The organism is Burkholderia cepacia ATCC 25416 (assembly GCF_001411495.1).
In the GTDB taxonomy this organism is placed as follows: domain Bacteria; phylum Pseudomonadota; class Gammaproteobacteria; order Burkholderiales; family Burkholderiaceae; genus Burkholderia; species Burkholderia cepacia.
In genome coordinates this window covers 1,354,357-1,366,838 of the sequence record NZ_CP012981.1, presented here as the reverse complement: position 1 = coordinate 1,366,838, position 12,482 = coordinate 1,354,357, and the positions used below count along the sequence as shown (strand labels likewise).

Here is a 12,482-nt window from a genome sequence, read left to right as displayed (position 1 = left end):
GGTTATTACACCGACAACCGATACCAGCCAGGCACCGGCCACCTACTTCGGGCAGCGCAATCAGCGGTGCTTGAACACCGGCTTCCGCTTTTCAACGAATGCCGCCATCCCCTCCTTCTGATCTTCGGTCGCGAACAGCGAATGGAACAGCCGGCGCTCGAAGTGAACGCCCTCGGCCAGCGTCGTCTCGTACGCACGGTTCACCGACTCCTTGACCATCATGACCGCCGGCAGCGAAAACTCGGCGATCGTCGCCGCGGCGGCAATCGCCTCGTCGAGAAGCGTCGCGGCCGGCAACACACGCGACACGAGCCCCGCACGCTCCGCTTCGGCTGCATCCATGAAGCGGGCCGTCAGGCACATATCCATCGCCTTCGCCTTCGACACCGCGCGCGGCAGACGCTGCGTACCGCCCGCACCCGGCATGACGCCCAGCTTGATTTCCGGCTGGCCGAACTTGGCCGTGTCCGCCGCGAAGATGATGTCGCACATCATGGCCAGCTCGCAGCCACCGCCCAGCGCAAAGCCCGACACCGCCGCGATGATCGGCTTGCGGATTTCGCGAACCGTCTCCCAGTTACGTGTGATGTAGTCGCCCCGGTAGACATCCATATAGGAATAGGTCGCCATCATGCCGATGTCCGCGCCAGCCGCGAACGCCTTCTCGCTCCCGGTCACGACGATCGCGCCGACGCCATCGTCCGCATCGAACGCCTTCAGCGCATCACCCAGTTCATCCATCAGCGCATCGTTCAGCGCGTTCAGCGCCTTCGGACGGTTCAGCGTAACCAGCCCGACACGCCCCCGGGTCTCCACCAGGATGTTCTCGTAAGCCATCTATTTCTCCTCGATCAATGAAATGAGAAACGCCTCGCACATGCGAATAGTTTGATGCTACCATTCTCCGACCAACCGGTCGGTTAATTAATCGATCCAACCCTCTCATCGTCCATCAGGCTGCCGCCATGACCCATGCACTGTTCACGAAGCACGAAGACACGCTGAAGCACGCACTCGCCGCCATCGAGAGCCGCGGGTACTGGAGCCCGTTCGCCGAAATGCCGAGCCCCAAAGTGTACGGGGAAAGCGCGAACGCAGATGGCGAGGCCGCGTTCAAGTCATACCTCGACAAGACGTTCGCGCTCGACCACCCGGCGTCCGGAGAAACGGTCGGCGCGGAACGGTCGCCGTACGGCATCGCGCTGGGCATCCGGTATCCGAAGTCGACGCCCGACGAACTGATCGCCGCCGCTGCCGCCGCGCAGCGTTCATGGCGTGAAGCCGGCCCGAGCGCCTGGATCGGCGTCAGCCTCGAAATCCTCGCGCGCCTGAATCGTGCGAGCTTCGAGATCGCCTACAGCGTGATGCACACCACGGGGCAGGCATTCATGATGGCGTTCCAGGCCGGCGGCCCGCACGCGCAGGATCGCGCGCTCGAGGCCGTTGCCTATGCGTGGGACGAACTGCGCCGCATTCCGGCCGATGCGCACTGGGAGAAGCCGCAAGGCAAGAACCCGCCGCTCGCGATGCACAAGCGCTACACGATCGTCCCGCGCGGCACCGGCCTCGTACTCGGCTGCTGCACGTTCCCGACCTGGAACGGCTACCCGGGATTGTTCGCCGATCTGGCCACCGGCAACACCGTGATCGTCAAACCGCATCCGGGCGCGATCCTGCCTCTCGCAATCACGGTCCGGATCGCTCGCGACGTGCTGCGCGAAGCCGGCTTCGATCCGAACGTCGTCACGCTCCTCGCGACCGAACCCAACGACGGCGCACTCGTTCAGGATCTCGCGCTGCGCCCCGAGATCAAGCTGATCGACTTCACCGGCAGCACGCAAAACGGCACGTGGCTCGAGCGCCATGCCCACCAGGCACAGGTCTATACGGAGAAGGCAGGCGTCAACCAGATCGTGATCGACTCGACCGACGACCTGAAGGCCACCGCCAAGAACATCGCGTTCTCGCTGGCGCTGTACTCCGGCCAGATGTGCACGGCACCGCAGAACATCTACGTGCCGCGCGACGGCATCCGGACGGCGGACGGCCATGCCAGCTTCGACGAAGTCGCACAGGCAATCGCCGTTGCAGTGCAGAAACTCACCGGCGATCCGGCCCGCTCGGTCGAACTGATCGGCGCGATCCAGAACGAAGGCGTGACCGCACGCATCGACGACGCCCGCCAGCTCGGCCGCGTGCTCGCCGACAGCCTTACCCTCCAGCACCCCGCGTTCCCCGATGCCCGCGTGCGCACACCGCTCGTGCTGCAACTCGACGTGGCCGATCGCGAGAAATTCACGCAGGAGTGGTTCGGCCCGATCTCGTTCGTGATCGCAACCGACTCGACCGCGCAGTCGCTCGATCTCGCCGGTGAGATCGCGGCAGAACATGGTGCGCTGACGCTCTCCGTCTACAGTACCGACGAAGCCATCGTCGATGCTGCACACGATGCGGCGGTGCGCGGCGGCGTCGCGCTGTCGATCAACCTGACCGGTGGCGTGTTCGTGAACCAGTCGGCAGCGTTCTCGGATTTCCACGGCACGGGCGCGAACCCGGCAGCCAACGCGGCGCTGGCGGACCCGGCATTCGTCGCCAACCGGTTCCGCGTCGTGCAAAGCCGCGTCCATGTTGCGCCGAAAGCGGCACCCGCGGAAGCCGGTCAACCTGCATAACCCGAATGGTCGACGTGCAAACGCCGCCACGTTCTCTACCATGAACGAATCCGCCACCCGGCGGGTTCGTTGCTCATCGATACGCCCATGACAGACGCCTATATCTGCGACGCGATTCGCACCCCCATCGGCCGCTACGGCGGCGCCCTGAAAGATGTCCGCGCCGACGACCTCGGTGCGGTACCGCTCAAGGCGCTCGTGGAGCGCAACCGTGACGTCGACTGGTCAGCGATCGACGACGTGATCTACGGCTGCGCGAACCAGGCCGGTGAGGACAACCGCAACGTCGCGCGCATGTCCGCGCTGCTCGCGGGGCTGCCGACCGACGTGCCCGGCACGACGCTGAACCGCCTGTGCGGCTCCGGGATGGATGCGGTCGGCACTGCTGCGCGCGCGATCAAGGCCGGGGAGGCGCGCCTGATGATCGCGGGCGGCGTCGAGAGCATGACACGCGCGCCGTTCGTGATGGGCAAGGCCGCGAGCGCATTCGCGCGCCAGGCCGACATCTACGATACGACGATCGGCTGGCGCTTCGTCAATCCGTTGATGAAACAGCTGTATGGCGTCGATTCGATGCCGGAGACGGCCGAGAACGTCGCGGTCGACTACAACGTCAGCCGCGCCGATCAGGATCTGTTCGCGCTGCGCAGCCAGCAGAAGGCTGCGCGTGCGCAGCAGGACGGCACGCTCGCCGAGGAAATCGTCGCGGTCACGATTCCGCAGAAGAAAGGCGATCCGCTGGTCGTCTCGCGCGACGAGCATCCGCGCGAAACGTCGCTCGAAGCGCTCGCGAAGCTGAAAGGCGTCGTGCGCCCGGACGGTTCGGTGACGGCCGGCAACGCATCGGGCGTCAACGACGGTGCGTGCGCGCTGCTGCTCGCCAATGCACAGGCAGCGGACCAGTACGGCCTGCGCCGCCGCGCACGGGTCGTCGGAATGGCGACGGCCGGCGTCGCGCCGCGCGTGATGGGCATCGGGCCCGCACCGGCCACGCAGAAACTGCTGCGCCAGCTCGGGATGACGATCGACCAGTTCGACGTGATCGAGCTGAACGAGGCGTTTGCGTCGCAAGGTCTGGCGGTGCTGCGCATGCTCGGCGTCGCCGACGACGATCCGCGCGTGAACCCGAACGGCGGCGCAATCGCACTGGGCCATCCGCTCGGCGCATCGGGCGCGCGGCTCGTGACCACGGCGCTCCACCAACTCGAGCGTACGGGCGGCCGCTTTGCGCTCTGTACGATGTGCATCGGCGTCGGCCAGGGTATCGCGCTCGCGATCGAACGCGTGTAACCCACGCACCGCGCGCCTATAACGAAGTCATGAAGGAGACACTGCATGTCCTATCAGGCGATTCAGCTGGATATCGATCGCGCCTCGAACGTGGCCACGATTACCCTCAACCGCCCCGACAAGCTGAACAGCTTTACGCGGGCGATGCATCGCGAACTGCAGTCGGCACTCGATGATGTCGAGGCGGCCGGCGCGCGCGCACTGATCCTGACTGGCGCGGGGCGCGGCTTCTGCGCGGGCCAGGACCTGGCCGATCTCGACTTCACGCCGGGCGCGTCCACCGACCTCGGCGCGCTGATCGACGAGCACTTCAATCCGCTGATCCGCCGCCTGCAGCGTCTGCCGATACCGGTCATCGCCGCCGTCAACGGCACCGCGGCCGGCGCCGGCGCGAACCTCGCGCTCGCGTGCGATCTCGTGTTCGCCGCCCGCTCGAGCAGTTTCATCCAGGCCTTCGTCAAGATCGGGCTCGTACCCGATTCGGGCGGCACATGGTTCCTGCCGCAACGCGTCGGCATGGCACGCGCGCTGGGGCTCGCGCTGACCGGCGACAAGCTCGGCGCCGAACAGGCCGAGCAATGGGGCTTGATCTGGCGCGCGGTCGACGATGACACCCTCGCTGCGTCAGTCCGCCAGCTCGCCACCCAGCTTGCGCAGCAGCCGACGCTCGCGATCGCATCGATCAAGCAATCGATGCGCGACAGCGTCACGAACACGCTCGACCAGCAACTCGACCAGGAACGTGACCTGCAGCGCAAGCTCGGTCAGTCGTACGACTATGCGGAAGGCGTGAAGGCATTCATCGAGAAGCGCGCGCCGCGCTTCGAGGGGCGTTGACATGACGGACGCCACTGCCACGCTCGACCCCGACTCGCTCGCCCGTGCCGCCGCGCGAGCCATGTACGACGCCGACGCATGCAGCCGCGCGTTCGGGATGGAAATCGCCGAAGTACGCGCCGGCTACGCGCGCCTGCAAATGCGCGTGCGGCCCGAATTCCTGAACGGGCATCAGACCTGCCATGGCGGGATCATCTTCACGCTGGCCGATTCGACGTTCGCGTTCGCATGCAACTCGTACAACGTGAACACAGTCGCGGCCGGCTGCTCGATCGAATTCCTGCGCCCCGTGCACGGCGACGACGTGCTGACGGCCGAGGCGATCGAGCAGGCACGCGCCGGCCGCCAAGGGATCTACGACATCCGCGTCACGAACCAGACCGGGGAAACCGTCGCGATGTTTCGCGGCAAATCCGCCCAGATCAAGGGTACGGTCATCCCGGAAGACCGCTGACGCCGACGGCTCGCACATAACAAACACTGGAGACATGCATGACTACCCCGCTACCGCTCGAGCCGATCGAGACCGCCTCACGCGACGAGCTGACCGCGCTGCAGCTCGAACGCCTCAAGTGGTCGCTCCGGCATGCGTATGACCACTCTCCCGTCTATCGTCGCAAGTTCGACGACGCGGGCGTCCATCCGGACGACCTGAAGACGCTCGCCGACCTGGCGCGCTTCCCGTTCACGACGAAGAGCGACCTGCGCGACAGTTACCCGTTCGGGATGTTCGCGGTGCCGCAGGACCAGATCTCGCGCATTCATGCGTCGTCGGGCACGACCGGCAAGCCGACGGTCGTCGGCTATACGGCCGGCGACATCGACACGTGGGCGAACCTCGTCGCTCGCTCGATCCGCGCCGCCGGTGCGCGCCGCGGCGACAAGGTGCACGTGAGCTACGGCTACGGCCTGTTCACAGGCGGGCTCGGTGCGCACTACGGCGCCGAACGCGCGGGGCTGACCGTGATCCCGTTCGGCGGCGGCCAGACCGAAAAGCAGGTGCAGCTGATCCAGGATTTCCGGCCCGACATCATCATGGTGACGCCGAGCTACATGCTGTCGATCGCCGACGAAATCGAGCGCCAGGGTCTCGATCCGGTGCAGAGTTCGCTGCGCATCGGCATCTTCGGCGCGGAACCGTGGACCAACGACATGCGCGTCGCGATCGAGCAGCGGATGGGCATCGACGCGGTCGACATCTACGGACTTTCCGAAGTGATGGGCCCCGGCGTCGCGTCCGAATGCGTCGAGACCAAGGACGGCCCGACCATCTGGGAAGACCACTTCTATCCTGAAATCATCGACCCTGAAACCGGCGAAGTGCTTCCGGACGGCGAACTCGGCGAGCTCGTGTTCACGTCGCTGACGAAGGAGGCACTGCCGATCGTCCGCTACCGGACCCGCGATCTCACGCGGCTGCTGCCTGGCACTGCCCGCACGATGCGCCGGATGGAGAAGATCACGGGGCGTTCGGACGACATGATGATCGTGCGCGGTGTCAACGTGTTCCCGACGCAAATCGAGGAGCAGCTGCTCAAGCAGCGCGCGCTCGCACCGCACTACCAGATCGTACTGACGAAGGAAGGCCCGCTCGACGTGCTGACACTCAATGTCGAGCCCTGTCCGGAGACTGCGCCCGATACGGCGGCGATTCATGCGGCCAAACAGGCGCTCGCACACGACATCAAGTCGCTGATCGGCGTGACGGCCGTAATCAACGTGCTGCCCGTGAACGGGATCGAGCGTTCGGTCGGCAAGGCGCGACGCGTCGTCGACAAGCGCAAGGGCTGACGGCAATCGCTGCGCGTGCACGACGTGCGGTGAATCCGCGGCTGCAAATGAAACAGCCCGATCGGCCAACGCCGATCGGGCTGTTTCATTCCGGGCCGCCTCAAGTCACGAGTTCGGGAACAGCAGCCACATCCGGCCGACCTGCTTCATCCGCCCGGCCTGATCGCCTGCGTCGTCGCCGAGCCCCCAGAAATAGTCGGCCCGCACACCGCCCTTGATCGCGGAGCCCGTATCCTGCGCGAACACGAGCCGGTTCATCGGCGTATTCGTGAGCGGGCGCGTGGTCTGCAGGAACACCGGCGTGCCGAGCGGGATCGACGACGGGTCGACCGCGATCGAGCGTTCCGGCGTCAGCGGCACGCCGAGCGCGCCGATCGGGCCGTCCGCGCCGCCGTGCGGCGCATCCTCCTTGGTCGGCATGTCGCGGAAGAACACGAACCGCGGGTTCGTGTCGAGCAACGCGTCGACGCGATTCGGGTTCGCCTTCGCCCACGCCTTGATACCCTGCATCGTCGCCTGGGCGGGCGTCAGTTCGCCGCGATCGAGCAGCCACTTGCCGATCGAACGGTACGGCTGGTTGTTGGTGCCGCCGAAGCCGACCCGCATCACCGAACCGTCGTCGAGCAGCACGCGCCCCGAGCCCTGCACCTGCAGGAAGAACGCCTCGATCGGGTCGTCGACCCACACGAGTTCGTTGCCGTTCAGGATGCCGGCGCGTTCGAGCTGCGCGCGTGCCGGCAGCGCGGCGCCCGCGCGATAACCGGCCGGCCAGCGGTACAGCGCGTACTGATACGGGCCACGACGCACGCGCGAACCATGCAGCAGCGGCTCGTAATAGCCGGTCACCAGCCCGTCGAGCGTACCGTCGGTGTTCGCGAACTGGAACGGCGTGAAATACGTTTCGAAGAATGCCCGCGCACTGCTGACGTCAAGCTCGTCGAGCCGGTCGGCAGCCGCACACGCACGCTGCCAGGCCGGCTGGCGCGCGAGCCGCGCGCAGTTCTGCCGCAACGCGGCCGTCGCGCCGATCAGCGAATCGTCCTGCCAACCCGGCACCTGCTGCCACGCGACCGGCGTGAGTCGCTTCGCGGCGACCTGCCCCGGCACGATCGCCGCGCCGGTCGGCGGCTTCAGCGACGAAGTCCGCGTCGGCGCGCCGCCGCACGCCGCAAGCAGCGCCGCCACCGCGACCGCTGCCGCCCACCCGGCCAACCGGGGCCCAAACCACATACAATGTCCGTTCTTGATGGAAACCGCCATGTCAGATTTTCTCGACCAATATCCGATGCTCATCTTTGCGCTCGAAGCCTTCGTAGCGCTTGCCCTGCTGATCTTCATCGTCGTGTGGACGTCGTCGGGCAGAAAGAAGCACGCCCGCGGCAACAACGACCGTCAGCCGCGCTGACGCGCTCCGCACGCTCAATGCAGCGTGCGCGGCATGTGGAGTGCGAACTCGTCGACCGGCGCCTCGAAACGCTCGCCGTCTTCCGCCACGCAGAAGTACGCGCCCCGCATCGTGCCGACCGGCGTCGCGATCACGGCCCAGCTCGTGTATTCGAAGTGCTCGCCCGGCTGCAGCAGCGGCTGGTGCCCGACGACGCCGAGCCCCTTCACTTCCTGCACATGGTTCTCGCTGTCCGTGATGATCCAGTGACGCGCGATCAGCTGCGCCGCGACTTGTCCCGTGTTGCGGATCGTCAGCGTGTACGCGAATGCGTATTGACGGCGATCGGGGTCGGATTGTTCCGGCAAGTAGCTGGTTTTCACCGAAACGGTGAACTGATACTGACTCATGATGTTTCCGGTGGAAGGTGACTGTCCGTGCCGGCATGGGCAACGGGGCCGCGGGCGCGCCGCATTGGTTCGGCATTCTATGCGCAATCGGGCCTCGGCCGCACGGCCCGCCGCCGCGCACGGGGTCGCCGGACGGTAGAATGACGGTTTTGCGCCGCAACGTCCCCGCTCCCCTGCCATGACCCAATTCCGTATCGCTCCCAGCATCCTGTCGGCCGATTTCGCACGGCTCGGCGAAGAAGTCCGCAATGTCGTCGCCGCCGGCGCCGACTGGATCCACTTCGACGTGATGGACAACCATTATGTGCCGAACCTGACGATCGGCCCGCTCGTGTGCGAAGCGATCCGCCCGCACGTGCAGGTGCCGATCGACGTGCACCTGATGGTGCGCCCGGTCGACCGGATCGTGCCCGATTTTGCGAAGGCCGGTGCAAACCTGATCAGCTTCCACCCGGAAGGCTCCGATCACATCGACCGCACGCTGTCGCTGATCCGTGACCACGGCTGCAAGGCCGGTCTCGTGTTCAATCCGGCGACGCCGCTGAACTACCTCGATCACGTGATGGATCGCCTCGACTTCGTGCTGCTGATGTCGGTCAACCCGGGCTTCGGCGGCCAGTCGTTCATCCCGGAAACGCTGAACAAGCTGCGCGAGGCACGCGCACGCATCGACGCGTACACCGAGCGCACCGGCCGCGAGATCCTGCTCGAAGTCGACGGCGGCGTGAAAACCGACAACATCGCGGAAATCGCGGCGGCCGGGGCCGACACCTTCGTCGCGGGTTCGGCGATCTTCGGCAAGCCCGACTACCGCAAGGTGATCGACGAGATGCGCGCCGCGCTCGCTACCGTCGAGCGGAGCTGACGCCGTGGCCGATTCGTCGCTCGCCGGCCATGCGCCGGCCGGGGCCGCAACCGAAGCCGCCCCGATCCGCTTCGCCGCGCCGCGCATCGACGCGGCGCTGATCGATCTCGACGGCACGATGGTCGACACAGCCGACGATTTCACGGCCGGCCTGAACAGGATGCTCGCGCAGCTCGGCGCGCCGGCCACGTCGCGTGACGAGGTGATCGGCTACGTCGGCAAGGGCTCCGAACACCTGATCCAGAGCGTGCTGAAACCGCGCTTCCCGGCCGACGAAGCGCACGCGCGCTTCGACGACGCACTGGCGATCTACCAGACCGAATACGCGAAGATCAACGGCCGCCACACGCGCCTCTATCCGGACGTAGCCGCCGGCCTCGACGCATTGCGTGCGGCCGGCATCCGGCTCGCGTGCGTGACGAACAAGCCGCATCGCTTCGCCGTCGAACTGCTCGAGCAATACGGGCTGGCCGATTGCTTCGGCGTCGTGCTCGGCGGCGACAGCGTCGCGCGCAAGAAGCCCGATCCGCTGCCGATGCTGACGGCCTGTAGCGCGCTCGGCGTCGCTCCGGATGCGGCAGTCGCGATCGGCGACTCGGAAAACGATGCGCTGGCCGGCCGCGCGGCCGGGATGGCGACGCTGACTGTGCCGTACGGCTACAACCACGGCAAAGCTATACAAACGATAAATTCGGATGGTATAGTCGATTCGTTGCTGGTCGCAGCTCGCGCAATTACCGCGCACAACACCGGCCGGCCAACCATCTGATTATTTCTTCCATCTGCATGTTTCTGAATAAAAAACGGAGTCTGAGCAGCATCGACCGGGGAGCCTGGCCCTGGCGTCGCTGGTCGCGCTAACCTCTTCGATGAGGTACGCTGAAGCACGTCTTCAGCGCCGTTTTTTATCTCGCTGCGCATCCGCGCGCCGACCGTCGCACCACCTCGAGTTCCACCGCGCCCGAACGCTTGCGTTCAGGATCGGCCGCAGGCTCGCGACGTTCACGCCCGGAGTGCCGGCCGGCAACAGGCACTTCTCGATCGACCGCCCTTTCGCCGACGGCAACCCGCGCAGCGTCAAATGATCCCTGGCGCACGCGCCGCTCGTCCCGAACAGGACCGGAACATGACCGAACTCGAATTCCAATCGCTCGCGAACGAAGGCTACAACCGCATCCCGCTGATCGCGGAAGCCCTCGCCGATCTCGAAACGCCGCTGTCCCTCTACCTGAAGCTGGCCCAGCCCGAACGCGCGGGCGCCAACTCGTTCCTGCTCGAATCGGTGGTCGGCGGCGAACGCTTCGGCCGCTACTCGTTCATCGGCCTGCCGGCCCGCACGCTCGTCCGCACCCGTAACGGCGTGTCGGAAGTCGTGCGCGACGGCCAGGTCGTCGAGACGCATGAAGGTGACCCGTTCCAGTTCATCGAATCGTTCCAGGCGCGCTTCAAGGTGGCGCAGCGCCCGGGTCTGCCGCGCTTCTGCGGCGGTCTCGCCGGCTACTTCGGCTACGACGCGGTGCGCTACATCGAGAAGAAGCTCGCGAACACCGCGCCGCGCGACGATCTCGGCCTGCCGGACATCCAGTTGCTGCTGACCGAGGAAGTTGCGGTCATCGACAACCTCGCCGGCAAGCTGTACCTGATCATCTACGCGGACCCGAGCCAGGCCGAAGCCTACACGAAGGCGAAACAGCGCCTGCGCGAACTGAAACAGCGCCTGCGCACGACCGTGCAGCCGCCCGTCACGTCGGCGAGCGTGCGCACCGAAACCTTCCGCGAGTTCAAGAAGGACGACTATCTGGCCGCCGTGCGTCAGGCGAAGGAATACATCGCGGCCGGCGAGCTGATGCAGATCCAGGTCGGCCAGCGGCTGACGAAGCCGTACCGCGACAATCCGCTGTCGCTGTATCGTGCGCTGCGTTCGCTGAACCCGTCGCCGTACATGTACTACTACAACTTCGGCGATTTCCACGTGGTCGGCGCGTCACCGGAAATCCTCGTGCGCCAGGAGAAGCGCGGCGAAGACCAGATCGTCACGATCCGTCCGCTCGCCGGCACGCGCCCGCGCGGCAACACGCCCGAGCGCGATGCCGAACTCGCGACCGAACTGCTCAACGATCCGAAGGAGATCGCCGAGCACGTGATGCTGATCGACCTCGCGCGCAACGACGTCGGCCGCATCGCGGAAATCGGCTCGGTGCAGGTGACCGACAAGATGGTCATCGAGAAATACTCGCACGTGCAGCACATCGTCAGCTCGGTCGAAGGCAAGCTGAAACCCGGGATGACGAACTACGACGTGCTGCGCGCGACGTTCCCGGCCGGCACGTTGTCCGGCGCGCCGAAGGTGCGCGCGATGGAGCTGATCGACGAGCTCGAGCCGGTCAAGCGCGGGTTGTACGGCGGCGCCGTCGGCTACCTGTCGTTCTCGGGCGAGATGGATCTCGCGATCGCGATCCGGACGGGCCTGATCCACAACGGCAACCTGTATGTGCAAGCGGCGGCCGGCGTCGTCGCGGATTCGGTGCCCGAATCCGAATGGCAAGAGACCGAGAACAAGGCGCGCGCGGTGCTGCGTGCGGCCGAACAGGTCCAGGACGGCCTCGATAGCGACTTCTGACCGGAGACTGACCATGCTGCTCATGATCGACAACTACGACTCGTTTACCTACAACCTGGTCCAGTACTTCGGCGAACTCGGCGAGGACGTACGCACCTACCGCAACGACGAAATCACGCTCGACGAGATCGCGCGCCTGAATCCCGACGCGATCTGCCTGTCGCCCGGCCCGAGCAACCCGCAACACGCGGGCATCACGCTCGACGTGCTGCGTGAATTTTCGGGCAAGAAGCCGATCCTCGGCGTCTGCCTCGGCCATCAGGCGATCGGCGAGGCATTCGGCGGCCGCGTCGTGCGCGCGAAGACCATCATGCACGGCAAGGTAAGCAAGATCGAAACCGACTGCCGCGGCGTGTTCGCCGACCTGCCGAAGCATTTCGACGTCACGCGCTACCACTCGCTCGCGATCGAGCGCGAATCGCTGCCCGACTGCCTCGAGGTGTCCGCGTGGACCGACGACGGCGAGATCATGGGCGTGCGCCACAAGACGCTGCCGATCGAAGGCGTACAGTTCCACCCGGAATCGATCCTGTCCGAGCATGGCCATGCACTGCTCGAGAATTTCCTGAAACAGGCACGCGCCGCAGCCGCGCAAGCCGCCTGACGGGAGCCA

12 protein-coding genes are annotated in these 12,482 nt (G+C 66.0%); 9 read left to right on the top strand and 3 right to left on the bottom strand.

What is annotated here, in order from left to right:
* Window positions 1-60: 60 nt before the first annotated feature.
* Entirely contained in the window at window positions 61-837 is a 777-nt protein-coding gene (locus tag APZ15_RS06275) for an enoyl-CoA hydratase (protein WP_027788461.1), read from the bottom strand.
* Between the two features lie 128 nt (window positions 838-965).
* On the opposite strand from APZ15_RS06275, the gene paaN reads away from it, so the two are divergent.
* From paaN to paaK, 5 genes are all read left to right on the top strand, one after another.
* Window positions 966-2,672, top strand: a complete 1,707-nt coding sequence (gene paaN, locus APZ15_RS06270) for a phenylacetic acid degradation protein PaaN (RefSeq protein WP_027788462.1) — start codon at window positions 966-968, stop codon at window positions 2,670-2,672.
* A gap of 87 nt (window positions 2,673-2,759) precedes the next feature.
* On the top strand, window positions 2,760-3,962 hold the full coding sequence (gene pcaF, locus APZ15_RS06265; protein WP_027788464.1) for a 3-oxoadipyl-CoA thiolase: 1,203 nt from the start codon (window positions 2,760-2,762) through the stop codon (window positions 3,960-3,962).
* 45 nt (window positions 3,963-4,007) lie between these two features.
* The gene (gene paaG / locus APZ15_RS06260; protein ID WP_021156977.1) at window positions 4,008-4,799 is read left to right on the top strand and encodes a 2-(1,2-epoxy-1,2-dihydrophenyl)acetyl-CoA isomerase PaaG; all 792 of its coding nucleotides are present in this window, start codon (window positions 4,008-4,010) and stop codon (window positions 4,797-4,799) included.
* 1 nt (window position 4,800) lies between these two features.
* Window positions 4,801-5,253: a hydroxyphenylacetyl-CoA thioesterase PaaI gene (gene paaI, locus APZ15_RS06255; RefSeq protein ID WP_027788465.1), complete on the top strand. Its 453-nt coding sequence runs from the start codon at window positions 4,801-4,803 to the stop codon at window positions 5,251-5,253.
* Between the two features lie 38 nt (window positions 5,254-5,291).
* Complete coding sequence (paaK, locus tag APZ15_RS06250) at window positions 5,292-6,590, top strand: phenylacetate--CoA ligase PaaK (protein WP_027788466.1); 1,299 nt, start codon at window positions 5,292-5,294, stop codon at window positions 6,588-6,590.
* 105 nt (window positions 6,591-6,695) lie between these two features.
* Here the strand turns inward: paaK and mltA are convergent, their stop codons facing one another.
* Both mltA and apaG read right to left on the bottom strand, forming a co-directional pair.
* The gene (gene mltA / locus APZ15_RS06245; RefSeq protein WP_034195927.1) at window positions 6,696-7,928 is read right to left on the bottom strand and encodes a murein transglycosylase A; all 1,233 of its coding nucleotides are present in this window, start codon (window positions 7,926-7,928) and stop codon (window positions 6,696-6,698) included.
* Window positions 7,929-8,009: 81 nt separating this feature from the next.
* On the bottom strand, window positions 8,010-8,384 hold the full coding sequence (apaG, locus tag APZ15_RS06240) for a Co2+/Mg2+ efflux protein ApaG (protein WP_011350820.1): 375 nt from the start codon (window positions 8,382-8,384) through the stop codon (window positions 8,010-8,012).
* A gap of 178 nt (window positions 8,385-8,562) precedes the next feature.
* Here apaG and rpe point away from each other — a divergent pair, with 178 nt between their 5' ends.
* The 4 genes from rpe (at window position 8,563) to APZ15_RS06220 (ending at window position 12,473) form a co-directional block, all read left to right on the top strand.
* Window positions 8,563-9,249, top strand: coding sequence for a ribulose-phosphate 3-epimerase (gene rpe, locus APZ15_RS06235; RefSeq protein WP_011883156.1), 687 nt, complete (start codon window positions 8,563-8,565; stop codon window positions 9,247-9,249).
* 4 nt (window positions 9,250-9,253) lie between these two features.
* A complete protein-coding gene (locus APZ15_RS06230) occupies window positions 9,254-10,018 on the top strand; it encodes a phosphoglycolate phosphatase (RefSeq protein ID WP_027788469.1) in 765 nt (254 codons plus the stop codon).
* Window positions 10,019-10,375: 357 nt separating this feature from the next.
* On the top strand, window positions 10,376-11,869 hold the full coding sequence (trpE, locus tag APZ15_RS06225; RefSeq protein WP_027788470.1) for an anthranilate synthase component I: 1,494 nt from the start codon (window positions 10,376-10,378) through the stop codon (window positions 11,867-11,869).
* 13 nt (window positions 11,870-11,882) lie between these two features.
* On the top strand, window positions 11,883-12,473 hold the full coding sequence (locus APZ15_RS06220) for an aminodeoxychorismate/anthranilate synthase component II (RefSeq protein WP_027788471.1): 591 nt from the start codon (window positions 11,883-11,885) through the stop codon (window positions 12,471-12,473).
* Window positions 12,474-12,482 lie beyond the last annotated feature (9 nt).